The organism is Neisseria flava (genome assembly GCF_982712965.1).
Genome location: NZ_CEXQBZ010000116.1, coordinates 1 through 25,186, shown reverse-complemented (window position 1 = coordinate 25,186; position 25,186 = coordinate 1). Strand labels below are relative to the sequence as shown.

Annotated in this window: 25 protein-coding genes and 1 pseudogene; 15 read left to right on the top strand and 11 right to left on the bottom strand. The window is 48.7% G+C overall.

Features of this window, described 5'->3' with window-relative positions; translation table 11 throughout:
* Positions 1 to 16: 16 nt before the first annotated feature.
* Together AC5M9B_RS07620 and AC5M9B_RS07615 are read right to left on the bottom strand one after the other, a co-directional pair.
* Complete coding sequence (locus tag AC5M9B_RS07620) at positions 17 to 2,179, bottom strand: heavy metal translocating P-type ATPase (protein ID WP_487648468.1); 2,163 nt, start codon at positions 2,177 to 2,179, stop codon at positions 17 to 19.
* A 99-nt stretch (positions 2,180 to 2,278) separates the two neighbouring features.
* Entirely contained in the window at positions 2,279 to 2,488 is a 210-nt protein-coding gene (locus tag AC5M9B_RS07615; protein WP_003674677.1) for a heavy-metal-associated domain-containing protein, read from the bottom strand.
* A gap of 147 nt (positions 2,489 to 2,635) precedes the next feature.
* Between AC5M9B_RS07615 and cueR the strand changes: the two genes are divergently transcribed.
* The 5 genes and pseudogenes from cueR to ygiD all read left to right on the top strand — a co-directional run bounded on the left by cueR (position 2,636) and on the right by ygiD (position 6,146).
* A complete protein-coding gene (gene cueR, locus AC5M9B_RS07610) occupies positions 2,636 to 3,028 on the top strand; it encodes a Cu(I)-responsive transcriptional regulator (RefSeq protein WP_379976321.1) in 393 nt (130 codons plus the stop codon).
* Between the two features lie 279 nt (positions 3,029 to 3,307).
* A complete protein-coding gene (locus tag AC5M9B_RS07605; RefSeq protein ID WP_070655707.1) occupies positions 3,308 to 3,637 on the top strand; it encodes an OsmC family protein in 330 nt (109 codons plus the stop codon).
* Between the two features lie 91 nt (positions 3,638 to 3,728).
* Complete coding sequence (locus AC5M9B_RS07600; RefSeq protein ID WP_070655709.1) at positions 3,729 to 4,064, top strand: thioredoxin family protein; 336 nt, start codon at positions 3,729 to 3,731, stop codon at positions 4,062 to 4,064.
* 58 nt (positions 4,065 to 4,122) lie between these two features.
* Positions 4,123 to 5,097 (top strand): annotated as a pseudogene (locus AC5M9B_RS07595) (oxidoreductase).
* A gap of 263 nt (positions 5,098 to 5,360) precedes the next feature.
* On the top strand, positions 5,361 to 6,146 hold the full coding sequence (gene ygiD, locus AC5M9B_RS07590) for a 4,5-DOPA-extradiol-dioxygenase (protein WP_070655711.1): 786 nt from the start codon (positions 5,361 to 5,363) through the stop codon (positions 6,144 to 6,146).
* Between the two features lie 249 nt (positions 6,147 to 6,395).
* Here ygiD and AC5M9B_RS07585 read toward each other — a convergent pair whose 3' ends face one another.
* Together AC5M9B_RS07585 and AC5M9B_RS07580 are read right to left on the bottom strand one after the other, a co-directional pair.
* Entirely contained in the window at positions 6,396 to 7,331 is a 936-nt protein-coding gene (locus AC5M9B_RS07585) for a dihydroorotate oxidase (RefSeq protein ID WP_070655713.1), read from the bottom strand.
* A 253-nt stretch (positions 7,332 to 7,584) separates the two neighbouring features.
* Positions 7,585 to 8,766: an aspartate aminotransferase family protein gene (locus tag AC5M9B_RS07580; RefSeq protein WP_487648467.1), complete on the bottom strand. Its 1,182-nt coding sequence runs from the start codon at positions 8,764 to 8,766 to the stop codon at positions 7,585 to 7,587.
* A 145-nt stretch (positions 8,767 to 8,911) separates the two neighbouring features.
* Here AC5M9B_RS07580 and AC5M9B_RS07575 point away from each other — a divergent pair, with 145 nt between their 5' ends.
* Together AC5M9B_RS07575 and AC5M9B_RS07570 are read left to right on the top strand one after the other, a co-directional pair.
* Complete coding sequence (locus AC5M9B_RS07575; protein ID WP_070442141.1) at positions 8,912 to 9,250, top strand: general secretion pathway protein GspG; 339 nt, start codon at positions 8,912 to 8,914, stop codon at positions 9,248 to 9,250.
* A complete protein-coding gene (locus AC5M9B_RS07570) occupies positions 9,165 to 9,665 on the top strand; it encodes a hypothetical protein (RefSeq protein ID WP_487648475.1) in 501 nt (166 codons plus the stop codon). Before AC5M9B_RS07575 ends, AC5M9B_RS07570 begins: the two co-directional genes overlap by 86 nt.
* Positions 9,666 to 9,771: 106 nt before the next feature.
* On the opposite strand, the gene AC5M9B_RS07565 is transcribed toward AC5M9B_RS07570, so the two are convergent.
* Positions 9,772 to 10,572: a phosphatidylserine decarboxylase gene (locus AC5M9B_RS07565; RefSeq protein ID WP_487648466.1), complete on the bottom strand. Its 801-nt coding sequence runs from the start codon at positions 10,570 to 10,572 to the stop codon at positions 9,772 to 9,774.
* 219 nt (positions 10,573 to 10,791) lie between these two features.
* Between AC5M9B_RS07565 and uvrA the strand changes: the two genes are divergently transcribed.
* The 4 genes from uvrA (at position 10,792) to AC5M9B_RS07545 (ending at position 16,822) form a co-directional block, all read left to right on the top strand.
* Positions 10,792 to 13,662, top strand: a complete 2,871-nt coding sequence (gene uvrA / locus AC5M9B_RS07560; RefSeq protein ID WP_487648465.1) for an excinuclease ABC subunit UvrA — start codon at positions 10,792 to 10,794, stop codon at positions 13,660 to 13,662.
* 28 nt (positions 13,663 to 13,690) lie between these two features.
* Entirely contained in the window at positions 13,691 to 15,082 is a 1,392-nt protein-coding gene (locus AC5M9B_RS07555; protein WP_487648464.1) for an AAA family ATPase, read from the top strand.
* Positions 15,083 to 15,098: 16 nt separating this feature from the next.
* Positions 15,099 to 16,091, top strand: coding sequence for a hypothetical protein (locus AC5M9B_RS07550; RefSeq protein WP_487648463.1), 993 nt, complete (start codon positions 15,099 to 15,101; stop codon positions 16,089 to 16,091).
* 200 nt (positions 16,092 to 16,291) lie between these two features.
* Positions 16,292 to 16,822 carry an REP-associated tyrosine transposase gene (locus AC5M9B_RS07545; protein WP_487648462.1) on the top strand — a complete coding sequence of 177 codons (531 nt, stop codon included), beginning with the start codon at positions 16,292 to 16,294 and terminating at the stop codon, positions 16,820 to 16,822.
* Between the two features lie 221 nt (positions 16,823 to 17,043).
* Here the strand turns inward: AC5M9B_RS07545 and AC5M9B_RS07540 are convergent, their stop codons facing one another.
* A complete protein-coding gene (locus AC5M9B_RS07540; RefSeq protein ID WP_070654435.1) occupies positions 17,044 to 17,433 on the bottom strand; it encodes a DUF5339 family protein in 390 nt (129 codons plus the stop codon).
* A 620-nt stretch (positions 17,434 to 18,053) separates the two neighbouring features.
* Between AC5M9B_RS07540 and nrdG the strand changes: the two genes are divergently transcribed.
* Both nrdG and nrdD read left to right on the top strand, forming a co-directional pair.
* Positions 18,054 to 18,590, top strand: coding sequence for an anaerobic ribonucleoside-triphosphate reductase activating protein (gene nrdG / locus AC5M9B_RS07535; RefSeq protein WP_070654434.1), 537 nt, complete (start codon positions 18,054 to 18,056; stop codon positions 18,588 to 18,590).
* A gap of 34 nt (positions 18,591 to 18,624) precedes the next feature.
* Entirely contained in the window at positions 18,625 to 20,406 is a 1,782-nt protein-coding gene (nrdD, locus tag AC5M9B_RS07530) for an anaerobic ribonucleoside-triphosphate reductase (protein WP_045072736.1), read from the top strand.
* A gap of 161 nt (positions 20,407 to 20,567) precedes the next feature.
* Here nrdD and AC5M9B_RS07525 read toward each other — a convergent pair whose 3' ends face one another.
* The 3 genes from AC5M9B_RS07525 to AC5M9B_RS07515 all read right to left on the bottom strand — a co-directional run bounded on the left by AC5M9B_RS07525 (position 20,568) and on the right by AC5M9B_RS07515 (position 22,482).
* Entirely contained in the window at positions 20,568 to 20,897 is a 330-nt protein-coding gene (locus AC5M9B_RS07525) for an NGK_0946 family protein (RefSeq protein WP_003743017.1), read from the bottom strand.
* Positions 20,898 to 20,939: 42 nt separating this feature from the next.
* Positions 20,940 to 21,191, bottom strand: a complete 252-nt coding sequence (locus tag AC5M9B_RS07520; protein ID WP_003743019.1) for a hypothetical protein — start codon at positions 21,189 to 21,191, stop codon at positions 20,940 to 20,942.
* Between the two features lie 418 nt (positions 21,192 to 21,609).
* A complete protein-coding gene (locus AC5M9B_RS07515; protein WP_487648461.1) occupies positions 21,610 to 22,482 on the bottom strand; it encodes a pirin family protein in 873 nt (290 codons plus the stop codon).
* Between the two features lie 163 nt (positions 22,483 to 22,645).
* On the opposite strand from AC5M9B_RS07515, the gene AC5M9B_RS07510 reads away from it, so the two are divergent.
* Entirely contained in the window at positions 22,646 to 23,002 is a 357-nt protein-coding gene (locus AC5M9B_RS07510) for a winged helix-turn-helix transcriptional regulator (protein ID WP_070654438.1), read from the top strand.
* Between the two features lie 125 nt (positions 23,003 to 23,127).
* On the top strand, positions 23,128 to 23,613 hold the full coding sequence (locus AC5M9B_RS07505; protein WP_070654437.1) for a DUF4189 domain-containing protein: 486 nt from the start codon (positions 23,128 to 23,130) through the stop codon (positions 23,611 to 23,613).
* A 111-nt stretch (positions 23,614 to 23,724) separates the two neighbouring features.
* Here the strand turns inward: AC5M9B_RS07505 and AC5M9B_RS07500 are convergent, their stop codons facing one another.
* A complete protein-coding gene (locus tag AC5M9B_RS07500) occupies positions 23,725 to 24,291 on the bottom strand; it encodes a peptidylprolyl isomerase (protein WP_070654431.1) in 567 nt (188 codons plus the stop codon).
* 149 nt (positions 24,292 to 24,440) lie between these two features.
* Positions 24,441 to 25,004, bottom strand: a complete 564-nt coding sequence (locus AC5M9B_RS07495) for a YceI family protein (protein WP_070654430.1) — start codon at positions 25,002 to 25,004, stop codon at positions 24,441 to 24,443.
* Positions 25,005 to 25,186 lie beyond the last annotated feature (182 nt).

Genomic DNA, 25,186 nt, shown 5'->3' with positions numbered 1-25,186 from the left:
TATATTACGCAAAATATTATTCAATCTTCACCCGCTTCAACCTCAACGCATTGCTCAACACTGAAACCGAACTTGCCGCCATTGCCGCGCCCGCGATGACAGGATTTAAGAAGCCGAGTGCGGCGAGCGGGATGCCCAAGATATTGTAGAACAAAGCGAAAAACAGGTTTTGCTTGATATTTTTCAAAGTCGCTTGCGACACCAGCAGAGCATCGGCGAGTTGGTTGACCGAATGCTGCATCAGCGTGGCGGATGCGGTGTGTTCGGCAACGTCCGCACCGCCTTTCATGGCGAAGCTGACGTTGGCAGCGGCGAGCGCGGGCGCGTCGTTGATGCCGTCGCCGACCATCGCCACAGTTTTGCCGGCGGCCTTGAGTTTCTGCACTTCGGCAGCTTTGTCGCGTGGACTCATGTTGCCGAAGGCGTGTGCGATGCCCAGTTGTTTGGCGACGTATTCGACCGTGCCTTGGTTGTCGCCACTCATGATGTAAACGTCGATGCCGTGTTTTTTCAGACGACCTATGGCTTCGGCGGTGTCGGTTTTCAATGCGTCAGCGAGTGCGAATGCGCCGATGGGTTTGCCGTTGGCGGAAACGGCGACGATGCTTGCGATGTGCCAGACGTCGTCTGAAAACTCGGGCAAGGTCAGTTCGGCAAATTCGGCTTTGCCCGCTTTCACCAAACCCACGCCTTCGACTTCGGCGGTAATCCCTGCACCGACGACGGTTTGCGCGTTTTGTGCGGCGGGAATCTCCAAACCGCGTGCTTGGGCGGCGGAGACGATGGCACGGGCGAGCGGGTGGGCGGCGTTTTGTTCGACAGCGGCGGCGATGCGGTACAAAGCGTCTTCGTCAAAGCCGCTGTCGGGGGCGCAATAAACGGCGGCAACCTGCGGTCTGCCTTCGGTCAGCGTGCCGGTTTTGTCCAACACGACGGCATCGACGTGGGCGGCTTCTTCCATCGCCGCCGCGTCTTTGAACCAAATGCCGTGTTTCACTGCTTTGCCCATGCCGACCATAATCGCGGCGGGCGTTGCCAGACCGAGCGCGCACGGGCAGGCAATCACCAAAACGGCAACGGCGTGCATCAGCGCAATCGTCCAATCGCCTTTCACCAGCCAAGTGGCGATAAAGGTCAAAAGCGCGATGCCCACGACGGCAGGCACGAACACCGCCGCCGCCTTGTCCGCCACACGCGCAATCGGCGCCTTGCTGCCCTGCGCTTCAGATAGCGCGTTCATCATGTCGCCGAGCAGGGTTTGGCTGCCGAGCTGTGTGGCGCGGTAAACCACGCTGCCTTCGGTCATCAGCGCGCCCGCCAACACTTTGCCGCCCGCCTTTTTCTCTTCGGGATTGGATTCGCCGGTGAGGTGGCTCTCGTCCGCCCAGCCGCTGCCGCTTTCGATAATGCCGTCGGCGGCAATGCGTTCGCCGTGGTTGGCGCGGATAAGGTCGCCGATTTGCACTTGGTCGATGGGCAGTTGTTTCCATTCGCCTCCGCGCTGCACGTTGACTTGGGTCGGCGTGAGTTTCAGCAGCAGACCCAAGCTGTTCAGGCTGGATTTTTTGGTGCGGTGTTCCAAAAATTTGCCCAGCGACACAAAACCAATCACCATCACGCCCGCTTCAAAATACACATGCGCCATGCCGTGCGCCGCGTGCGGGCTGAAAAACAGCATATAGATAGAATACAGGTAAATCGAGACCGTGCCGATGGTAACAAGCACGTCCATATTCGCCAGTCCGCCCTTTATACTCGCCCACGCGCTTTTGTAAAACGGGATTGCCAGCCAAAGCTGCACCACACTCGCCAATGCGAACTGCCACAACGGCGGAATCATCCAATCGTGTCTGCCGATCATCATCCCCGCCATACCGATAAGGAACGGGATATTGATTGCCAGCAAAAGCCACAGCCGCCAGCTTACATGCGTTGTTTTTTCGGGCTGTGGCAGCGCGTCTTCCGTCTTTTCTTTTGCGCCGTAACCGGTTTTCTCGATGATTTTGGCGATGTCGGCGGCGGAGGTTTGGCTATCGTCAAACACCACCTGCGCCTCTTCGCTGGCGAAGTTCACCCCCGCTTCGGCGACAAAGTCTTTTTTGTTCAACACTTTCTCAATGCGCGAAGCGCAGGCCTGACAGGTCATGCCTTCGATTTGGAAACGGACTTTTTGTTGCATGGTTTCTTCCTTCTGAATGTGGTTGGGCTACCTGAAAAAAGCGGAGCAGGGTTTTCAGGTAGCCTTTGGGGTGTTGCAGTCGATTTGTTGCGATTCGATTTACAAAGCCGCATCAAAGCCGCCGTCTTCCACCGCTTCTATCAGCGCGGCGGGGTTGGTTTGGGCGGGGTCGAATTCCACGACGGCGTTCTTGTTTTCCAGGCTCACTTCGGCCTTGTCCACGCCGTTTACGCCTTCGAGGATGCTGGTAACGCTTTTCACGCAGCCGCCGCAGGTCATGCCTTCGATGTTTAATGTGATGGTTTGCATAGGGTTTCCTTTCTGTTGGAATGAGGCTGAGGTTTTAAAGTCCGTTGCAGCCAAAGCTTTCAGGTAGCCTGAAATGATGGGTCTGCTCTTGCTTTCCCGCTAAGTGCCACCACTATAAAGCTTCACCCGAAGTAAAGGTCAAGCATCATGATGAACATCAGCCAGGCCGCGGCCGAGAGCGGCCTTTCCGCCAAACAAATCCGCGACTACGAAAAGCACGGCCTAATCGCCCCGGCCGCGCGCAGCGAAGCGGGCTACCGTCGCTACGGACAGGCCGACCTTGCCCGGCTGCGCTTTATCCGCCATGCGCGGGAAGTGGGCTTTTCGCTGCCGCAGATCGGGCAGCTTTTGAGCCTGCAACACAACCCGCAGCGCACCAGCCGCGAAGTGAAAACGCTCACCGCGCGGCACATCGCCGAGCTGGAAGCCAAAATCGAACGCTTGCAGGGCATGGTGGTCGAGCTGCAACGCTGGCACGATGCCTGCGCGGGAGACGACTGCCCGGATTGTGCGATTTTGGCCGGGCTGGAGGAGCGTTAGGCGGCTTGGGCAGAATAGAAACAGGCTGAGACCTTTGCAAAAAAGCCCTTCCTTCGACAGCCGAAACCCAAAAACAGGTTTTCGGCTGTTTTCGCCCCAAATCACTCCTAATTCTACCCCAATACCCCCTTCATCCTCCCCGGATACCCCATAATAAGGCATCCGGGAAGAAAAACGGGGATATTTGGCACGAAAACAGCCGAAAACCTGTTTTGGGGTTTCGGCTGTTGAGGGAACAGGTGAAGAAGGGTATTTTGCAAAGGTCTCGAACCGAAAAACATGGGCGGTGAAAACGCCGCCCCAAATCCGATGGAATACCTGATCGGCGCTGCGGCAGGCTGCTGCTCCATAGGTTTCGAGTTGCAAGCAGCACAGGCAGGCGTGAAACTGGAACAGTTTGAAATATCCGCAAGCGGCGGTATCGACATGGCCAAACTGTTCGGCATGGAAGATGGCTACGGCGGACTGGATAATCTGGTGCTAACCGTAAAAGTAAAAGCCGACGCCGACCTTCCTACCCTGCAAAATTTCGCTGACCGCTCAGCCGCCAACTCGCCAGTGTTGAACAGCCTGAAAGCGCGGGCAAAAGTGGTTGTGGAGAAAATCTAAACGGCTCAAACTACTTTCTTGTTTTTATTTCGTTGAAAGCCCCTTTTCTAACAACTAGAAAAGGGCTTAATCGCTCAAAGGAGTACATGACATGCAACAACTACACACTCTGAAAGACATCGAACAGGTCATCGCCACACACCCTTTAGTATCACTGTACATCAAAGCCCCAATCTGCGGTGTTTGTACGGTCGTGGCCGCCCAGATTGACTCAGCTTTGGCTGTGGAAGGAAATGTGTATGCCGTAAAAGCCGATATTGCTGAAATACCCAAAATGGCTGGACGTTTCCACGTGCTGACCGCACCTGCATGGCTGCTGTTTTATCAAGGCAAGGAAGTAGAACGGATGGCCCGCTTCATCCCTCAGGCACAGATGAAGCAGACATTGGCAAAATGGACAAAAGTAGCAGAAAGCGGACATCAGTAACCGGTCTATCAATGTTGCAGACGGCTGCGGTCTTGATAATGATGCAAGTGGGCTTGAAATGCTGAAAAAATGGGCGAAAGCAGGCACGCAAAACGACACGCTGCTCATCATGCAAATCAACCATGCGGGCAAACAGTCGCCTGTGGTGGTCAATAAAACGCCGCTTGCGCCGAGCGCCGTGCCGTTGGTGGGCATGGACGGCTTCATCAATCCGCCGCGCGAATTGACTGCCGATGAAATCAACGGGCTGATTCAACAATTCGTACAAACCGCCAAAATTGCCGAACAGGCAGGCTTTTCAGGCGTACAAATTCATGCCGCGCACGGTTATCTCATCAGCCAATTCCTCTCGCCGCACCACAACCGCCGCCAAGACCAATGAGGCGGCAGTTTGGAAAACCGTATGCGCTTCCTTTTGGAAACCTACACCGCCATTCGCGCTGCCGTGGGCAAAGATTTCTTGGTGGGTGTAAAACTCAATTCGGCAGATTTCCAAAAAGGCGGATTTGACGAAAGCGAATCGGTGCAAGTGATACAAAAACTGTCGGAAATGGGCATTGATTTTATTGAAGTTTCCGGTGGTAACTACGAAAGCCCGCAAATGCTCGCCGCCAAAGACAGCACCCGCAAACGCGAAGCCTTCTTCATCGATTACGCCGAAAAAGCCCGTGCAGTCAGCCAAGCTCCGCTGATTATTACGGGTGGCTTCCGTTCGCAAACCGCCATGGAAGACGCCTTATCCAGCGGCCATTTGGATTTGGTCGGCGTCGCCCGCCCGTTTGCCTTATTGCCTGATTGGGCGAACCAAATGCAAAACGGCACTTACCAAACCGTACAAACCGACCGCATCCAAACGGGCGTGGCGTTGGTTGATAAAAAAGCAGGCGCGATGCTGGAAATGAACTGGTATATGACGCAAATGGACTTGATCGGGCAAGGCAAACAGCCCAATCCTAAATTGTCGGCGTGGAAAGTATTGCTGAAAACCTTGTGGGAAAACGGCAAAGCGGGTTTGAGTACGGGCAGGGCTTGATGACGAAAGCGGTTGGGTTTGAAAGAGGGTTTGCAAAAACTTTTGAAAATCTGACCGCTCTTTTGTATATGCAATGCGCCCTTGCCATTTAAAACTAAAAGGTCGTCTGAAAACATTTTCAGACGACCTATTTTTAACTTTGCAGCAAAGCCAAAGAATATTTCATCATTTCCTACTGGGAAAATATGTTGTTCATAAATTGAGATTTATTGCTTAATCATTTATCCGTACAATCTGCCTCATCAGATATTAAGGAGGCAATGATGAAAAAAATGCCTGTATTGTTTGTCGGGCATGGCAGTCCGATGAATGTGTTGGATAAGGAAAATTCGTTCAACCAAAATCTCAGCCTGATTACGCAAAAGTTTGCCAAACCCAAGGCGATTTTGATGATTTCGGCGCATTGGTACAGCAGCGGTTTGCAGGTTTCATCGGGCGAACAGCCTGAAATGATTTATGATTTTTACGGATTTCCTGAAGAACTCAGTCAGGTGCGGTATCCGGCGCCCGGTTCGCCTGAGTTGGCGGAGCAAGTGCGGTCGTTATTGCAGCCGGAAAATGTCGGGCTGAATCCGACGCGCGGTTTTGATCATGGCACTTGGGCAGTGTTGAAATTTCTGTATCCCGATGCCGATATTCCCGTGGTGCAGCTCAGTCTTAACCGCTTGCAATCTGCGGAATGGCATTTCAATTTGACGAAAAAATTATCCGCTTTGCGCGAACAGGGTGTGTTGATCATCGGCAGCGGCAATATTATTCATAATTTGAGCGTGATGAGCAGGGCGCATATCAATCAAATTGGCGCGGGCTATGATTGGGCGTTTGCGTTCCGCGAAGCGGTCAATCAGGCGATTGTTGAACGGGATGACGACACGTTGATTCATTACGAACGGCTGGGTGAAAAGGCGATGCTCTCCGTGCCGACGCCGGAGCATTACTTGCCTTTTCTTTGCATTATGGCATTACGCGAACTGGATGATTCCATTACTTTTTTCAACGACAACCTTGTCGCCGGTTCGCTCAGTATGACTTCGCTTTTAGTGGGGTAAAAGAAAAATATGGCAGCGAAAAAGATTCTTATTGGTTTGTTCCGCTTTCGTAGATGGTGTTGATCCGCTTACCGTTCTTGGGAATGGGATGTCAATCAAAAAGCGCAGAAAAGCTTTGCATGTAAAGAAAATGGTTGTTTAGCGAGTTATCCGGGTTCGGGAGATTAAGAGTATTTCTAAAACCAAAATAGGTCGTCTGAAAGCCAGATTCAGGTTTTCAGACGACCTTTCCCCTTCATCTGAGCAGACTTACCCCAGATATTTCAGTTTGCCTTTGAAGTCTTCGAGCGTCTCGTAGCCTTTTTGTACCATGATGGCTTTCAAGCCAAGCGAAACGCGTTCGAAAACTTCGACGCCTTGTTGATGCAGTGCCGTGCCTATTTGTACCATGCTCGCGCCGCACAAGATATGCTCGAACGCATCGCGACCGGTATAAATGCCGCCTGTACCGATGATTTGGATGGACGGATTCAATCTTTGGTAGAACGCATGGACATTGGCAAGCGCGGTCGGTTTGATGTATTCGCCGCCTATGCCGCCAAAGCCGTTTTTAGGTCGGATCACGACGGATTCGTCCTCGATATACATGCCGTTGCCGATAGAATTGACGCAGTTGACAAATTTCAGCGGATGGCGGTTGAACACTTCCGCTGCTTGGTCGAAATGGACGATGTCGAAATACGGAGGCAGTTTGATGCCTAAAGGCTTGTCGAAGTAGCCGAATGCTTCGCCCAAAATCCGCTCGGTTGCTTCAAAGTCGTAGGCGATTTGCGGCTTGCCGGGGACGTTCGGGCAGGAAAGGTTGAGTTCGGTAATGCCTTTAAAACCGCTGTTTTGCACTTTTTTCAACAGCGTGTGTGTTTCATCGGGCGACATACCGACCAGCGAGAGGAAAAATGTCCGTTCGGGTTGCGATTCTTGAAGGCTCAGCAAATAATCCAAATAGTAATCAATGCCTTGATTCGGCAAACCCATAGAATTGATGCTGCCCAGCGGTATATCGCGATAACGCGGTTCGGGATTGCCCGCACGCGCTTCAAGCGTCGCCGTTTTGGTGACGAAGCTGCCCGCGGCGGATTGTCTGACTTCTTCCAATTCTTCCACGCTCATGCACGCCACGCCCGCGGCATTCATCAGACAGTTGTCAAAAGAAAAACCGGCGATTTGCGTTCTCAACGAAGGCATACCCTGCTCCTTTCCCTTGAAAAATCAATTTGTTTGCGAAGCGTAACACGAATAGGCAACGCATTTTTTAACGAACATCAAATGACAGGGGATGTAGGAAAATGTTGTTTCATGTGATGAAGAGAAGGTGCAAAAAAGGTCGTCTGAAAACCTGTTTTGCTTGTTTTCAGACGACCTTTAATATGAATAAGCCACAGTGATTGATAAAAGTTTTTGAAATAGCCAAGAAAGCCTTGGCTCATAATTTCTTAAATCAGGCTATCCATTCCGTTAACGCGGCCTCCAAGCGTTTCAGTCCTTCCGCCATATCTTCATCGTTTAGCAGCAGGCTGGGCGCAAAACGCACGACATCGGCTCCGGCAACCAATACCATCAGGCCGTGTTTCAATGCAGCGGCGGTAATTTCCGAAGCGCGGCCTTTGTATTTGTCCGCCAACACACAGCCGATGAGCAGCCCCATGCCGCGGACTTCTTTAAACACGCCGGTTTTCTCGCACAATTCCCGCAGGGTCGTCTGAAATTTTTGTCCTTGTTTTTCAACATGAGCTAAGGTTTCGGGCGCGTTGATAATATCGAACGCACGGCTGCCGACGGCACACGCCATCGGATTACCGCCGAAAGTAGAACCGTGCGTCCCCGGCCCGAAGGTCGGAGCGATTTTGTCAGTGGTCAGAATCGCGCCGATGGGGAAGCCGCCGCCCAAGGCTTTGGCGGAACTGAGAATATCGGGCGTAATGTCGTAATGCTCGTAAGCGAACAGTTTGCCCGTGTGCCCCATACCGGTTTGTACTTCGTCTAAAATCAGCAATGCGCCGTGTTCGTCGCACAAACGGCGCGCGGCTTGCAGATATTCCTGCGTGGCGGGCAGGATGCCGCTTTCGCCTTGAATCGGCTCGATGATTACCGCACAGGTGTTTTCGCTGATGGCGGCTTCCAATGCGGCAACATCGTTAAACGGAACGTGGGTGATGCCTTGCGGCAGCGGCGCGTAGTCTTTGCTGTATTTGGGCTGGCCGCCGACCGATACGGTAAACAGCGTACGGCCGTGGAAGCTGTTGAGGCAGGAGATGATTTCGGTTTTGTGTTCGCCAAAATGATCGCGCCCGTATTTTCGTGCCAGTTTCAGCGCGGCTTCGTTGGCTTCCGCGCCGGAATTGCAGAAAAAGACTTTGTCGGCAAAGGTATGTTCTACCAGCTTTTTCGCCAATTCCTGCGCGGGCTTGGTCGTGTAGATATTGGAAATGTGCCACAATTTTTGCGACTGCTCCGCCAGCGCGGCAACCAAATCGGGATGACAGTGTCCCAACGCGTTGACCGCGATTCCGCCCGACAAGTCGATATATTCACGACCTTCAATATCCCAGACGCGGCTGCCGAGGGCGCGTTCAGGAATCATAGGAGCAAATGAAAAGTTGGGGGTCAGGTAGTTTTGCATCCGATTTCCTTTGCAGTGAATTTATTGAAAATAAGCGGGGATTATGCGCCGCCCGAAACAAAGCTTCAAGCAGGAATGAGCGGGGCGCAAAGTAAGTAGAAATTTCGGCTACAATATGTATTTTACCGACCGTAGGAAGAAGATTATGAACATCCTGCCTTATCAGACTGAAATTGCCGAGCGTATGCTGGTTGGCACAGAAGGCGAAACCATTCATCCCGGCGCGCAATTTGTTCAAACGGCCAACGGCTATTGGATAGCTTGGCACGAGGGCAATGCAGCACTGCTGGCACCCGATACGCCGCCCGATATTCCGTGTTTTTGGGTGGAAGGGGCGCAAAGTTTGGAAGAGTTGGTCGAATTGGTCGAAAACGGCGAGTTTGACGAAATGGAAGAGTTTGACGGCGACGATGACGCGTGGCACGAACACGCGGCGGGCTGTGATGGAGGGCATGACGGTCATTGCGGATGTTCGCATTCATGAAAATAAAGATGAAAACCTTGTTTCTGCCTTTGGTCTGCCTTGCGCTGAACGGCTCGTCGTCAGGGCGGCAGTCGATTTGGCGGCAACGACCGTCATGACGGCGGGCAAGGTTGTCGTCAAAGGTACGGGCGCAGTCATTGATGCCGCCATTCCCGACAGGGACAAAAAGAAAAACAGAGAAAAGGATAAAGGCAAAAACCGCCATCCTGTTTCAGACGACGGTCTGTATCCGGGTTTTTATTCGCCTGCATCGGAAGAGGGCGGTTACTCTGTTCCGCAAGGTTCGGGATATAGTGGATTAAATTTAAATCAGAACAAGGCGACGAAGCCGCAGACATTACAAATAGTACGGCAAGGCGAGGCAACGCCGTACTGGTTTAAATTTAATCCACTAGATTCGGACAGTGGATGGTAAGGACGGATGTCTTTTGACTTTACAACCATATAAAAAGGTCGTCTGAAAAGTTTGAGCGCGACCCGCTCAACTCATTTTCAGACGACCTTTTTTGTTTGTAGGAATGCTAATCTTTTAAAGCCTGCTCTGCGGCATTGCGGACTTTATCGGCAGCCGCTTCGATTTCGGATTGAGTAACTTCGGCAGCGGTTTGCGCCGGAGTGGGCGTTTGCGTTTGTGCGGCGGTTGTGGTTTCAGTCGGTGCGGCAGCTTCAGGGGCTTGGAGCGGCAGGCGCGCCAAAACAGTGCGCACGCCGGTTACTTTATCGCCGATGGCAACTTGAGCCTGCGCATCAACCGGCAGATACATATCGACGCGCGAACCGAAGCGGATAAAACCGTAGCGTTCGCCACGGGTCAATTTTTCACCCACTTTGGTGTAACACAAAATGCGGCGGGCAACCAAGCCTGCGACTTGGACGAAGGTGATTTCGCGACCTGAAGCAGTGGTCGCCAGTACGGCGTTGCGTTCGTTTTCGGTACTGGCTTTGTCCAAATCGGCGTTGAGAAATTTGCCTTTATTGTATTCGACGGCGGTTACGGTGCAGTCGGCAGGCGATTTTTGCGAGTGGACGTTGAAGACGTTCATGAACACGCTGATTTTCAACGCTTCGGTATCACGGTAAGGATCGCGCGCGCGTTCGACGACGACGATACGTCCGTCAACGGGGCTTAAAATCGCTTCGGGATCTTGCGGGATTTCGCGGGCGGGATCGCGGAAAAATTGCAGGGCAAATACAGTGAAAATCCAAAACGGCAGCGACCACCAGCCGCAGCAGGCAGACACCAGCAAACTCAATGCCAAACCGCCGCCGATAAACGGCCAGCCCTCGCGGGCGATAATCGGGTGGGGGTATAGACGGTTCATAAATTAGTCCTTTTCTATTCAAATTCTATCCAAATCGCCGCCATTATAACGGAATCCGATACGCTTTTAGCGGGTGCGCCCGTTTTTCAGACGGAATGCGAAAGAAGGTCGTCTGAAAACCTGTCTCCTTCGCTTTTCAGACGACCTCTCGCAATCTGAAACCGAAGCGAAAAGTGTTACAATAGCCGTTTTATTTTAGCCGCTTAAGGCAGTCCGACCATGTGTAACCACCATCATCAAAACGACAGCAAAACTCCCCACTCAGAAGCCCGCGACAACGACACCATCCGCATCCGCGGCGCGCGCACGCATAATTTGAAAAACGTCGATTTGGACATTCCGCGCCACAAACTCGTGGTGGTAACAGGATTGTCAGGCAGCGGCAAATCATCGCTGGCGTTTGACACGCTGTATGCCGAAGGGCAGCGGCGTTATGTCGAAAGCCTTTCGGCGTATGCGCGGCAGTTTTTGCAGATGATGGACAAGCCCGATGTCGATTTGATCGAAGGTCTGTCGCCCGCGATTTCCATTGAGCAGAAATCCACCAGCCACAACCCGCGTTCCACCGTTGGCACGGTAACAGAAATTCATGATTACCTGCGCCTTTTATACGCCCGCGTCGGCACGCCGTATTGCCCCGAACACAAGCTGCCGCTGTCGAGCCAAACCGTATCGCAGATGGTCGATGCCGTCTTGAAGCTGCCGGAAGACACACGCGTGATGATTCTTGCGCCGGCAGTGCGCGAGCGTAAGGGCGAGTTTGTCGATTTCTTTGCCGACTTGCAGGCGCAGGGTTTTGCGCGGGTGCGCGTGGACGGCGAGGTCTATCAGCTTGACGAAGTGCCGAAGCTGGAAAAAAACATCAAACACAATATCGACGTCGTCATCGACCGCGTGAAAGTGAAGGCGGACATCAAGCAGCGGCTGGCGGAAAGTTTTGAAACCGCGCTGCGCCACGGCAACGAGCGCGCGCTGGCAATGGAAATGGACAGCGGCGAAGAACATTGGTTTTCCGCGCGTTTTGCCTGCCCCGTGTGTTCGTACAGCCTGCCCGAATTGGAGCCGCGCCTCTTTTCGTTCAACAACCCGATGGGTTCCTGCCCGACTTGCGACGGCTTGGGCAACACCAATTTCTTCGACCCCGAAAAAGTGGTCGCGCATCCCGAATTGTCGTTGGCAACGGGCGCAATTGACGGCTGGGACAAGCGCAACCAGTTCTATTTCCAAATGATTCAGTCGCTGGCGCGGCATTACGGTTTCGATGTGCAGGCTGCTTGGGAAACGCTACCTGAAAAAGTCAAAAAAGTCATCCTGCACGGCTCGGGCAAAGAAGTCATTGATTTCACTTACCTGTCCGAACGCGGCACCACCTTCAACCGCAGCCACGCCTTCGAAGGCATCATTCCCAATCTCGAACGCCGCTACCGCGAAACCGACAGCGAAACCGTGCGCGAAAAACTGCGTGAATACCAAAACCACCGCGCCTGCCCGAGCTGCGGCGGCGCACGTTTGCGCAAAGAAGCGCGCTACGTTTACGTCAGCGGCGAGCCGTTGCACGAAGTTTCCTCCTGGCCGCTCACCAAAACCCACCAATTCTTTGAAACACTGGATTTGGACGGCAACAAAAAACAAATCGCCGAAAAAATCCTCAAAGAAATCACCGAGCGGCTCGGCTTCCTGATTAACGTCGGGCTGGATTACCTGAATTTAAGCCGCTCCGCCGAAACCCTCTCCGGCGGCGAAGCCCAGCGCATCCGCCTCGCCAGCCAAATCGGCAGCGGCCTGACCGGCGTAATGTATGTGTTGGACGAACCCTCCATCGGCCTGCACCAGCGCGACAACGACCGCCTGCTCGCCACCCTCAAACGCCTGCGCGATTTGGGCAACAGCGTCATCGTGGTCGAACACGACGAAGACGCCATCCGCGAAGCCGATTTCGTCGTCGATATGGGCCCCGGCGCGGGCGAACACGGCGGCAACGTACTGATTGCCGACACGCCCGAAAACGTCGCCCAATGCGAAAAATCCGTTACCGGACAATACCTCAGCGGCAAAAAATCCATTGCCGTGCCGTCTGAACGCACGCCCGTCAATCCCGACCGAATGCTCGTCCTCAAAGGCGCGCGCGGTAACAACCTCAAAAACGTAACCCTTGAACTGCCGCTCGGTTTGATTACCTGCATCACAGGCGTATCCGGCAGCGGCAAGTCCACCCTGATTAACGACACCCTCGCCAAAATCACCGCCCGCGAACTCAACCGCGCCCAAGAAGAACCCGCCCCATACGACGACATCCACGGCCTCGAACACCTCGACAAAGTCATCAACGTCGACCAATCCCCCATCGGCCGCACCCCGCGCTCCAACCCCGCCACCTACACCGGCCTGTTCACCCCCATCCGCGAACTCTTCGCCGGCGTACCCCTCTCGCGAGAACGCGGCTACAACGTCGGCAGATTCTCCTTCAACGTCAAAGGCGGGCGCTGCGAAGCCTGCCAAGGCGACGGCGTGATTAAAGTCGAAATGCACTTCCTGCCCGACGTGTACGTCCCCTGCGAAGTCTGCCACGGCAAACGCTACAACCGCGAAACCCTCGAAATCCAATACAAAGGCAAAAACATCAGCCAAGTCCTCGACATGACCGTCGAAGAAGCCCGCGAATTTTTCGACGCCGTCCCCACCGTATCGCGCAAACTGCAAACCCTGATGGACGTAGGCCTCGGCTACATCCGTCTCGGCCAGTCCGCCACCACCCTCTCCGGCGGCGAAGCCCAGCGCGTCAAACTCGCCTTGGAACTCTCCAAACGCGACACCGGCAGAACGCTCTACATCCTCGACGAACCCACCACCGGCCTGCACTTCGCCGACATCGCCCTGCTGCTGGAAGTCATAAGCCGTCTGAAAGGCAAAGGCAACTCGATTGTGATTATCGAGCATAATCTTGACGTTATAAAAACGGCTGATTATATTGTCGACTTAGGGCCGGAAGGCGGTGATGGCGGGGGAAGGATTATTGCTTGTGGTAGTCCTGAGGATGTGGCGAAGGTGAAAGGGAGTTATACGGGAAAATATTTAATAAACATATTGTAAACTCATTTTATTTTCTGAAAGGTAAAAAATGATTCATTTAGATAAAATTGAAATTTCAGGATTTCATATTAGTAATAAATCTATTTCTATAACTTTCCCCGAGAATGATGTGGCTATCATATACGGAAGTAATGGCAGTGGGAAAACTACTTTTCTTAAAATTCTAAATGCTATTCTTAATAGAAATAGTAAAATATTAAAAGAGTACTCCGTAAGTAATGTTACAATTTATTTCACTGACCAAAATAAAAAAACAAAAAAAATTCAAATTAAAAAGAGGAGTAATACAGAAAAAATTAACATCATCAGGCAACATCTTGTTAAGGAAGATATTTTTCTAGAATCAATGATTGACACTATAGAAAAAGGTCAAAGACAAGATAAACGTGTAAATGAAATGTTACAGCTTAATAATTTTGTCGATGATTATGATTGGTCTGAATATACATCTTCTGGTCTTGAAAAAACAAAATCTTTGTCATTAGGAATTGATAGAGGAGTTTCATATTCAAGTTCGAACATATCTATTTCAGAGTTTGATATTAAAAATTTTATGATAAATAATCGTGAGTTCAGAACTATTTTTAATAGAATTGACTTAAGTGATTTTTCAGTAGAGTTATCTAATTTTTTAAGAAAGAGAAATATACAACGAAATAGAATGAAAAGTAATCCAATTATTGATTTTAATAATGATCATATTTATTTACCTAAAATTGACCTAAGCGAAATTGAAAATTTGTTACTTCATAGATATAGAGAAGCAAGAAGTGAAACAACCAAAAGAATACAAAATGCTTTATTTGAAACTCTATCTACAATAATAGAAGACAATTCAAAACAATATAGTGAAAATCTACCTGATAATTTTGATTATTTAATCAAAAAATATAAGGATAGAATCGTGGAAGCATTGATAGATATTTCAGATAATCCATTAAAAAAGAAAATTATTCAGAGATTAATATCAGATCAAAATGAGAAAAATAATATTCTTGATTTTTTGATTCACAATATGATTAAAGAACTTGAAAACGAAAAACAGTTATTAATTTCCATTAATTCAGCAATTGATGGTTTTAATGAACATTTATCTGATAATAAAAAATTAGTTATTACATCAGAAGAAATTTGCATCGATATAAAACAAGTTAGGTACCCCATAGATATTCTATCTAGCGGAGAAAAGCATATATTTACATTCTTAGCATTAATTAATGTAGTTGGGCGTTCAAGAGATTTTTTAATAATTGATGAACCTGAAATTTCATTAAATGTATCATGGCAACGAAGGATTTTGTCCCTATTAAAAGAAATTGCACCGAAAACTCAAATAATTGTAGCTTCCCATAGTCCACTTATTTCAAAAGATATGACTAAATCTCTTGTTCCAATTAAACATTTGGATAATGATGAATAATATATTAGGTAAAACAATGATTGATCAAGAATACTGCCCTATATTACAACCTGACGAAATAATTAACACCTCAATAATGGGAGGGAAATTAGCTATTATTGTTGAAGGAAGAAATGACTTCCCGATTTATGATGATCTGTTTAAAGATAAAGGAATTGATTCAGAAATTTATATTGCAGAAGAATTATATTTTGAAAATAAACAAGTTAAATCTAGAACTGGGGGTTGTTACTACGTTATACACACTATTGATACTATATGTAAAAATAGTAATCTTTCAATCAATATATTAAAAAGACATATTTTAGGGGTAGTTGATCTAGATATGAGAAAATACAGAAATGAGATTCCTACAAATGAATTAATATTTACCCTCGATAGATACTCAATAGAAAACCACTTTGTTAATATAAAATCTTGCAAATTTTTAGTACATAGCTATACAAACGCGCCTAAATCATATCTTAATGATGAATGGATTGATAAGTATTTTGAAAATATAAAAAATACTATTGTAAATGATATTTTTTTGATTGTGGTTGAAGCAATAAGAAATGCAATATTACCAAAAGATTCATATGAAAAAAAAGGAATTATTAAATTTGAACCAGATAGTTTAGAATGTTATTTAAAAAATCCTTTGATTACAGAATTTTTAGAGCATGAAAAAGTTGCAATAGAGACATTTCATACAGAACAAAAAATACAGAAAAAATGGGAAGATATGCTAATCTCATGCAAAGGGAAATGGTTACTTAATTACTTTATAAAATTAGTTAAATATGATATAGATAATAATAGATTTACATCCTTATGTACTGAGTATAATGCTAAATATGCTAGCCAAAAACATAGATTCAAAGCTAATAGAAAGTTAAACCTGAATGATGCTATAAATTCTTTAAAAAATAATGTTTCCTTAATAGATGGTTTAGATAGATTATTTGAAAAAATAGCGCAAGTCATATCTGAGTCTACTAGTTCAACATCCCCTGAAGGGTGTAAATAGTAGGCAGTGTATCCGACTTACTGCTACAGTGCGCACGCGGTTGGTTGATTGACCGTTTGCCGTTTCAACTTTTAACTTCGTTGAAGCTAGCGATTTCAGACGACCTCTAATGCCGTCTGAAAACATCAACTTCAACAAAGTTAACACCTTAAACAATAAACCATTCCTTCTCCAACACCCAAACCACAAACAAAAATCCTATGGCGCGTTATCGCAGAAACTTCATTGTCGGCGGCGCATTCTTTTTCACCGTCAAACTCGCCAACCCAAAATCGCGCCTGCTTGTCGAACATATCGACTTATTGCGTGCGGCCTATATGGATGTGCAAAAACAATATCCCTTTGAAACCGTCGCCGTATGCGTACTGCCGAACCACATTCACGCCATTTGGACGCTGCCGCCCGACGATGCGGATTATTCTCTGCGTTGGCGGCTGATTAAAACCAAATTCTCCGCACATTTCCCTCGTGCCGAAAACCTGTCTGCCAGCAAACAGCGGCGGCACGAACGCGGTATTTGGCAACGGCGTTTTTACGAACACACCGTGCGCGACGAAACGAATTTGCAACGTTGCGCGGACTACATCCATTTCAATCCCGTCAAACATGGATTGTGCGGCAATGTTCGCGATTGGGCGTTTTCATCGTTTCACCGTTATGTGCGGGATGGATGGCTGCCGTTAGATTGGGGTGGCACAAAAGAAACGGCGGTAATGAGTTTTGGAGAGTGAATGCGCAATAAAAAACTACCCACTGCGGGCAGCATAAACTTTAAAACAGACGGGTATTGTGTGTGCGCTACCCACGCATGTCGCCATCTAATTGACGGTTTGCCGTTTTAAATTTTCAGACGACCTTTAAGGTCGTCTGAAAGCAAGTTGCAGATTGAAAGGTATAAATAAAAAACGGATTCCGAGTAGTCGGAATCCGTTTTGCTATAAGATACATCGTATTATTTAGCTTGTTCTTTAGCTTCGGCTGCCTCTTCTTTTGCTGCCGCAGCCTCATCTTTTGCTTCTTCAGCAGCGTCTTTCGCTTCTTCGGCAGCTTCTTTTGCTTCTTCAGCTTTATCTTCCGGAGAAGCAGCAGGGGCATTACCTTTCAATCCATCCAAAGCAGCTTTACAGGTAGCATCTCTTTGGTCAGCAGGCATATCTTTCAAGGCTGCTTTAGTTTGCTCAAATGATTTTTGCATCAGGTCTTTTGTGCCTGCATCAACGCCTTTAGTAATGTCGGCAAAGGCTTTTTCGTATTCGTCGCAAACAGCAGAAGAAGAGCTGCCGCCACATGCGGACAAAGACAGTGCGGTTAGCAGAGTTGCCAATAAAGCTGATGTTTTCATGAGTCTCTCTTTTGAATTTTGGTTAAAAGAAACGATATATTAAATCATTTTGCTAATGTGTCAAGTATGGTTATTCTATTTCTTTGTTTAAAATCATGTGATTAAGTATATTTATGGCATATTAAAGTATGAAGTTTATTTAATAAATTCAGTTATTAAATAGTGTTTCTTAATTGAATTCATAAGAAAAAATCTAAAATTATTTAAATAGCAACTTTGTTTTATTTGGTATTTTAGTGAGAACATCATTTTTCTTGTTCAATAATGAAAGATCTCATCATGGCTTGTGTGGTTTGCTGGAAACAGATGCTCTTGAAAAGCTCCCTTAAATATCTTCGGAAGAGGTTAGGGAATTTTGCGAAGGAATCGACTTTTTGTATTTTTGATTTTAGGGTTATTGAGTGTTTTTGCTACAACGGAGTTTGCTTATCTTTTGATTTGTATTTTAAACCGTGGTTGTGGATACGAGTTCTTTATTCACACTGCTTTTAATTTGAAAAATCAATATAGCTAATTATAAAAAGCTATTACCACTGTTTGTTGTATTGTTAAATAAAAATACCATATATTGTGTCTTTGTGATTTAATTCACACCATATGTTGTGTTTGTGTGATAAATCATGAAAACGTTGAAATTCACAATCGAGCAAATCGTATGGCAGGAAGTGCCGGGCGAAGTGTCGCTGGCGTTTTTGTTTTCCGGCTGCCCGCTGCGCTGCAAAGGCTGCCATAGCGCCGATGCGTGGAAAGAGGGTATCGGCACGGAATTGACCGAGGATTATTTGAGAGGTCGTCTGAAACGCTATCGCGGGCTGATTAGCTGTGTGTTGTTTATGGGCGGGGAATGGCAGCCGGAAGCCTTGCAGAAAATGTTGGGCATCGTGACGCAGGCGGGTTTGAAAGCCTGTTTGTACACCGGTCTGGAGCGTGAGGAGCTGGAAGCGGTTTCAGACGGCATCCTGCCTTATCTGACGTATCTGAAAACCGGCCGCTGGCAGATGGAGTTGGGTGGCTTGGACAGCCCGACAACCAATCAGAAGTTTATCGATTTGCGCACGGGCGAGGTATTGAACCGCTTGTTTATCAAAGACAAACCCGGGCCCAAAATCATCCCGATTACGACTCAGCCGCAGGCGGCCGCTTTTCAGACGGCCTGAGGCTTTTTATCCAACCCACACAGGAGGACTTAACATGATTCGGCTGCATCCCGAACAGTTAAACGGCAAACTGCAATTCATGCATGACTACATCAGCGCGCAAAACGCGGCGGACGGCTCGAAAATGGACGCCAATGCCAACGTTACCCAGAAAAACATCGCCACGATGGAAGCGGAAATCATGAAAGACTTTTTCGTGCAGATTAACCGCGCCCAAGTGTCGCGCAAAATCGCCGAAATTTTCGACCAATCCGTCGCCGATGAATACATCCGCCAGATTGAGGCACATGAGATTTATGTGCACGACGAAACCAGCCTCAAGCCTTATTGTGTGTCGGTTACGCTGTATCCTTTCCTGCTCGACGGCTTAAGCAAACTTGGCGGCGAATCTAAGGCACCGCAACATCTGGCTTCGTTTTGCGGCTCGTTTATCAATCTTGTGTTTGCCATCAGCGCGCAGTTTGCCGGCGCGGTGGCAACGGTGGAATTTCTGACCTATTTCGACTACTTCGCCCGCAAAGACTACGGCGACGATTATTTGGAAACCCACGGCAAAGAAATCGCCAACCATATGCAGCAGGTGGTGTACAGCATCAACCAGCCCGCTGCCGCGCGCGGTTATCAGAGCGTATTCTGGAATATTTCCGTTTACGATCAATACTATTTCGACGCGATGTTCGGCGATTTCGTTTTCCCCGATTTCAGCAAACCGGTGTGGGCGAGCGTGGCGAAGCTGCAAAACTTCTTCCTCAAATGGTTCAATCAGGAGCGCACTAAAGCCGTTTTGACCTTCCCCGTCGTGACCGCTGCGATGCTGACCGACGGCGGCAAATGCAAAGACACCGTGTTCGCCGACGAAATGGCGAAAGAGTTGGCGGAAGGCAATTCCTTCTTCGTCTATCTTTCCGACAACCCCGACTCGTTGGCTTCCTGCTGCCGCCTGCGCAACGCCATCGAAGACCGCACCTTCAGCTACACACTCGGGGCGGGCGGCGTGGCGACCGGTTCCATCAACGTCATCACCATCAACATGAACCGGCTGGAACAAGACGGGCGCGACCTTGCTGCCGAAGTCGCCAAAATCCACAAATACCAATACGCCTACCGCAAACTGATGGAAGAGTACCAAGCCGCCGGCATGTTGCCCGTTTACGATGCAGGTTTCATCACGCTGGACAAACAGTTCCTCACCATCGGCATCAACGGCATGGCGGAAGCCGCCGAATCGCAAGGCATCAAGGTCGGCTACAACGACGATTACATCCACTTCGTCCAAGGTCGTCTGAAAACAATATTTGAAGCCAACCAAGCTGCCAGCAAACACTACGGCGTGAAGTTCAACACCGAGTTTGTCCCCGCCGAAAACCTCGGCGTGAAAAACGCCAAATGGGACAAAGCCGACGGCTACAAAGTCAGCCGCGAATGTTACAACTCCTATTTCTACGTCGTCGAAGACGAAGAAATCAACGCGCTCGACAAATTCCTACTGCACGGTAAAGAACTGGTGGACTGGCTTGATGGCGGCTCCGCACTGCACCTGAACCTCGACGAAGCACTGCCCGAATCCGGCTACCGCTCGCTCTTGGACATCGCCGCACAAACCGGCTGCAACTACTTCTGCGTGAACGTGCGCATCACCATCTGCAACGAATGCGGCCACATCGACAAACGCACCCTGCACGCCTGTTCCGCCTGCGGTAGTCACGACATCGACTACGGCACCCGCGTTATTGGTTATCTGAAACGCGTATCTGCATTCAGTAGTGGTCGTCGCAAAGAACACGCACTACGGCATTACCACCGCAAAGCGGCTTGATGGTATTCAATAGATAAAGGTCGTCTGAAAACCTAAAACCAGTTTTCAGACGACCTTTTGGGTTTTGTTTATGACTTTATTCAGGATGAACGAGTTTGAAGCCGAGAATAAGAAAAACGACCGATACGCCGTACCGGTCGTTTTTACGAATACCTGCTAAATTAGAACCAAGCTTTGATCAAAGCGGCAGTACCTGCGATACCGCCGATCAGACCGACCGCACCGGCAGCAGTACCCATCGCGCCGTTGATTTGGTCTCGTTTGTTGGCGCGTTTTTCACGTTCCAATGCCAGCTCTTCAGAAACGTTTGCACGTTGGCGACGGTGTTGTTCCAGTTCCGCACGGGAGAGTTGGGCAGAGGCGCGGTTACGGCCTGCTTTGATGGCTGCGGAATCGTCACCGATAGCCAAGTCACCTACGGAGCTTCCTTGAGTAGCGCAACCTGTTACTACCAGAGAAGAAAGAAGCAGGGCAGCAATTGTTTTTTTCATGATTTTTACCTAGTAAAAAAATTAAGCGGGTGTATTGTAAATTTAGTGGAGGATATAAATTTTTTGATTACCGTAAGCACGTTTGATGGCATCTGCTTCATCCATCATTTCCTCGCGGCGTTCGCGACGGCGTTCGGCACGCTCTACTCGTTCATCGCGCTGAACTCTTTGGGAATCAGCTCGCATTGTTGCTTCTTGTTCAGGTGAAGGTAAGAAGCGCATATTGCCATAGGTGGGAGAACAGCCGACCAGTGCAGATAACACGAGGGACATCAAAACAGTTTTTTTCAACATAACAAATCCACTTGTCTTTAGAGAAGGTTAGTTTGGGTTAATTTTTTTTCATTTTATATCAATATTATGAGTTTAGCAAACTATTTTATGAGTGTTTGGGAAGTTTAAAAATCAATATGGCATGAATACCAACAAACGGTAATGCTAATATTTTTAATATGTAACCCATTGTTTAAATAAGGTAATATTTGAATAAGTATTAGGTGTTTGTATGTCTAGTTATATACATTTACTAATGTAAGTAATTAAATATTAATAAGGCTTTTATGTCATGTTTTGCATCATTTTAGTCGAGCTATATTTTATGTTTCATAGATAAAAAAGAGGTTGTTCCAAGCAATTAAGACAACCTCAAATAAAAATATAATTAAGCTGGAAGGCAGGTAGGCTGCCCATGACTAAGATTTCTTTGAACTGTTTAATCTATACCGCCGAATTTGCCGCTTTTGAAATCGCTGATGGCTTGGCGGATTTCTTCGGTGGTATTCATCACAAACGGACCATAGCCGACGACGGGTTCGTCAATCGGGACGCCTGACAGCAAAAGGATTTTGACTTCTTCGCTGCCGGCTTCTATATGCACGTTGCCGCCGTTTTGTTCAAAGCCGACCAATTGTCCCGCGCCCGCCTGCTCTTTGCCGTTTAGGGTAACGTTGCCCCGCAGGACGACCATAGACAAGTTGTGGGTTTCGGGTATGTCCAATACAGCTTTTTTACCGGCATTGAGAACGATGTCCCAAACGTTCATTTCGGTGAAAGTGTCGGCTGCGCCTTTTACGTCCTCAAATTCGCCTGCAATCAGCCGTAGATAGCCTGCCTCGTCAGGGAGTTCAACGACGGGAATGGCGGCTTTGGCAAGATGCTGATAGCGCGGCGGGGTGTTTTTGTCTTTGGCGGGCAGGTTGACCCAAAGTTGGACTATTTCAAAAAGTCCGCCTTTTTTACTGAAGTTTTCGGAGTGGAATTCTTCATGGATGATGCCCGAGCCTGCGGTCATCCATTGCACGTCGCCTTCGTAAATGATGCCGCCTCCGCCGCTGGAGTCGCGGTGTGCCACTTCGCCGTGGTAGGCGATGGTAACGGTTTCAAAGCCTTTGTGCGGGTGTTGTCCGACTCCGCGCGGGCTGTGGGTTTCGTTGGGAGTAAACTCATGCGGTGCGGCGTAGTCGAGCATCAGGAAGGGATTGGTGCCGCGGTCGTCGCCCATGTGGGAGAACAGGGGTTGGACGAGGAATCCGTCGCCGACCCAGTGTTGGCTGTTTGCACGGTAGATTTGTTTGACGTTGCGCATGATGAGGTTCCTTCTTGTGGGGTCGTCTGAAACCTTTTCAGACGACCTTTGTGTGATGAAATCAATAATGTTGTGGTTGCCATACTTTGTTGCATGTATTATATGGGGTACAAACTTATTAACAAGTACGCACAATTTTTATACTGTCATTTGGAGATCGATAATGGCGGAAACAGAACTGACACACGGCGCCTGCTGTCCGGTCGTTAATACTTTGGATATTATCGGTGGCAAGTGGAAGGTATTGATTTTATATTATTTATACGGAGAAACCCGACGATTTAACGAGTTGCAGCGTCTGTTGGCGGGCGTTACCCAGCGGATGCTGACGTTGCAGCTGCGAGAATTGGAGAACGACGGTATTGTCCATCGCGAAGTGTATCCGCAGGTGCCGCCGAAGGTGGAGTATTCACTGACCGCGTTCGGACAGACATTGATGCCCGTCATCGAGGCGATGCACCGTTGGGGCGAGCAATATGCCGCAGAATGTGTGAAACACAGAAAGCAGACGCAGGAGTAAGCAGCTTTCAGACGACTTTTAGTCCGTCCGAGCAGGATAAGGTTGTCTGAAAGGGGCATATATCATGCCGTTCTTTTGTTTTATAATGACAACAGCCGATGTAAATAAAGTAATCAGGGATGAATATGAAAAAAACAGTTATTGCATTGCTTCTTGCCGTATGTGCAGGTACTGCGGGGGCGGCGGATACTTATGGCTACTTGGTCATGTGGCAGAATCCTGCAGATGGCGGCAGTGCCGTACAGCTCAAAACAACTAAAGAAAATGCTTCGCAACTGGAAGCAAATGCCGAATTGGAGGCTTTTTGCCGCGCACAAGATACACTTTCGGGCGTGCAGCAGGGGCAGGCGACGGGGTGTAAGTCAGTTATTCCGCTTCACAATACCTGTATCGCGCTTACTTATCCGAAAGCGCAAGGCGGTCTCACGGCGGAAAATGTGGTTGCCATTACTTCTCCGCGTTTTAAAAGCGTCCATCAAACTGCGTTGAACCAATGTATTAAAAAATATGGGACGCAAGGTCAATGTGGTTTGGAAGTTGCGTATTGTACGTCTGCTGATTTGTATAGCGGTCAGGTCAGGGCGTTTTGGAACCGCTTGAAATCGTTGTAAGTCATTGAGTTGATTTTTGTGGCGTAGCCATTTAAGACAAAAAAGGTCGTCTGAAAATCGGAGTCCGTTATTTCGATTTTTCAGACGACCTTTTATTTGGATTCGTGATATTTATTGGGTGACGGTTATACGTTTGATAATAATGGGTTTGACTGGGACGTTTTGATGAAAGCCGCGTGTTTCAGTCGGGGTTTTGCTGATTTGGCGTACGACATCCATGCCCGAGATTACTTTGCCGAAGACGGCGTAGCCGTAGCCTTGCGGGGTTTTGTTTTTGAAGTTGAGGAATGTATTGTCGGCAGTGTTGATGAAGAACTGGCTGGTGGCGGAATTAGGATCGCCGGTACGCGCCATGGCGATGGTGCCGACGGTGTTTTTTAAGCCGTTGTCTGCTTCGTTGATAACAGCTTTATCTGTGGCTTTTTGGGCAAGGTCTGGGGTAAAGCCGCCGCCTTGAATCATAAAGCCGTCGATAACGCGGTGGAAAACGGTGTTGTCGTAAAAGCCTTTGCGCGCGTAGCTGACGAAGTTGGCGACGGTTTTCGGCGCTTTGGTTTCGTCGAGCGACAGGTTGATATTACCCATATTGGTTTCGATGACAGCACGTGTCTCGGCTTGGGCGTTGAAGGCAGTGGCAAGGACAAGGGCGGCGAAAGTGAGTTTGAGGGTTTTGTTCATTTGAGTGTTTCTCGTAGTGTGAAAATTAAACGTTATTATCGCGGATTTTATGTGAAATCTCTAAAAGGCGTTGTGAAATATTTTAAGGTCGTCTGAAAACGGATACAGCAAACTTCGTTTTCAGACGACCTCTTGTGTTGCGCAGCGGCTTATTGTTTGGCGGCTTCGATTTGGATGTCGATGCGGACGTTTTTGGTCATGCCTGCATCAACCAGATAGTTCACGCCCCATTTGGTGCGGTCGATGGTGGTGCTGAAGTCGCCGCCGCAGACTTCGGTTTTCGCCATCGGGCTTTGGTAGCAGTTGAATTTTTCGGCTTTGAGTTTGACGGGGGCGGTTTTGCCGTGCATGGTCAGATTACCGTCAACGGAGAGCAGTTTTTTGCCGTTGAAGTTGAACTTGGTGGAAACGAAGCGGATGTTCGGATATTTGGCGGCATCGAAGATGTCGGCAGATTTCAGGTGGTCGGTAAAGTGTTGCGAACCGCTTTGCAGGTTGGCAACAGGAATGGTGATGTCGATTTTGCCGGTGCGTTTGGCTTGGTCGAAATCGACGGAGCCGGTCAGGCCGTAAAAACCGCCGACGTTGGTGCTGGTGTTGAAGTGGTCGATGGCGAAACGGGCGTTGGCGTGGTGTTCGTCCACTTTGTAGGTGGCGGCGGAGGCAGTACCGATGGTTGCTGCTGCGAGCGCGGCAAGGATGATTTTTTTCATAATTCTTTTCCTTTGTATGAGGTTGTAAAGGCGTTTATCTTAACATAGGAAAGGATGAGAATCATTTCTTAAGGGTGAACGGTAGGTTTACTCATGTTTGATAAAAAGGTCGGCGGATTCGCATTTGAAGTGCAACTTTCCCTAACAGAAAAAGGCCAGTATGCGGTAGCATACGGCCTTTC

Bases quoted from the DNA above. Each gene is read 5' to 3' on its own strand.
- AC5M9B_RS07585 (WP_070655713.1), bottom strand. From the start codon at position 7,331: ATGCCTTCGTTGAGAACGCAAATCGCCGGTTTTTCTTTTGACAACTGT.
- ygiD (WP_070655711.1), top strand. From the start codon at position 5,361: ATGAAAAAAATGCCTGTATTGTTTGTCGGGCATGGCAGTCCGATGAAT.
- cueR (WP_379976321.1), top strand. From the start codon at position 2,636: ATGATGAACATCAGCCAGGCCGCGGCCGAGAGCGGCCTTTCCGCCAAA.
- nrdD (WP_045072736.1), top strand. From the start codon at position 18,625: ATGATTCGGCTGCATCCCGAACAGTTAAACGGCAAACTGCAATTCATG.
- AC5M9B_RS07525 (WP_003743017.1), bottom strand. From the start codon at position 20,897: ATGAAAAAAACAATTGCTGCCCTGCTTCTTTCTTCTCTGGTAGTAACA.
- AC5M9B_RS07520 (WP_003743019.1), bottom strand. From the start codon at position 21,191: ATGTTGAAAAAAACTGTTTTGATGTCCCTCGTGTTATCTGCACTGGTC.
- AC5M9B_RS07505 (WP_070654437.1), top strand. From the start codon at position 23,128: ATGAAAAAAACAGTTATTGCATTGCTTCTTGCCGTATGTGCAGGTACT.
- AC5M9B_RS07495 (WP_070654430.1), bottom strand. From the start codon at position 25,004: ATGAAAAAAATCATCCTTGCCGCGCTCGCAGCAGCAACCATCGGTACT.
- AC5M9B_RS07515 (WP_487648461.1), bottom strand. From the start codon at position 22,482: ATGCGCAACGTCAAACAAATCTACCGTGCAAACAGCCAACACTGGGTC.
- uvrA (WP_487648465.1), top strand. From the start codon at position 10,792: ATGTGTAACCACCATCATCAAAACGACAGCAAAACTCCCCACTCAGAA.
- AC5M9B_RS07605 (WP_070655707.1), top strand. From the start codon at position 3,308: ATGGGCGGTGAAAACGCCGCCCCAAATCCGATGGAATACCTGATCGGC.
- AC5M9B_RS07600 (WP_070655709.1), top strand. From the start codon at position 3,729: ATGCAACAACTACACACTCTGAAAGACATCGAACAGGTCATCGCCACA.
- AC5M9B_RS07615 (WP_003674677.1), bottom strand. From the start codon at position 2,488: ATGCAAACCATCACATTAAACATCGAAGGCATGACCTGCGGCGGCTGC.
- AC5M9B_RS07620 (WP_487648468.1), bottom strand. From the start codon at position 2,179: ATGCAACAAAAAGTCCGTTTCCAAATCGAAGGCATGACCTGTCAGGCC.
- AC5M9B_RS07500 (WP_070654431.1), bottom strand. From the start codon at position 24,291: ATGAACAAAACCCTCAAACTCACTTTCGCCGCCCTTGTCCTTGCCACT.
- AC5M9B_RS07565 (WP_487648466.1), bottom strand. From the start codon at position 10,572: ATGAACCGTCTATACCCCCACCCGATTATCGCCCGCGAGGGCTGGCCG.
- AC5M9B_RS07545 (WP_487648462.1), top strand. From the start codon at position 16,292: ATGGCGCGTTATCGCAGAAACTTCATTGTCGGCGGCGCATTCTTTTTC.
- AC5M9B_RS07540 (WP_070654435.1), bottom strand. From the start codon at position 17,433: ATGAAAACATCAGCTTTATTGGCAACTCTGCTAACCGCACTGTCTTTG.
- AC5M9B_RS07555 (WP_487648464.1), top strand. From the start codon at position 13,691: ATGATTCATTTAGATAAAATTGAAATTTCAGGATTTCATATTAGTAAT.
- nrdG (WP_070654434.1), top strand. From the start codon at position 18,054: ATGAAAACGTTGAAATTCACAATCGAGCAAATCGTATGGCAGGAAGTG.
- AC5M9B_RS07580 (WP_487648467.1), bottom strand. From the start codon at position 8,766: ATGCAAAACTACCTGACCCCCAACTTTTCATTTGCTCCTATGATTCCT.
- AC5M9B_RS07510 (WP_070654438.1), top strand. From the start codon at position 22,646: ATGGCGGAAACAGAACTGACACACGGCGCCTGCTGTCCGGTCGTTAAT.
- AC5M9B_RS07550 (WP_487648463.1), top strand. From the start codon at position 15,099: ATGATTGATCAAGAATACTGCCCTATATTACAACCTGACGAAATAATT.
- AC5M9B_RS07575 (WP_070442141.1), top strand. From the start codon at position 8,912: ATGAACATCCTGCCTTATCAGACTGAAATTGCCGAGCGTATGCTGGTT.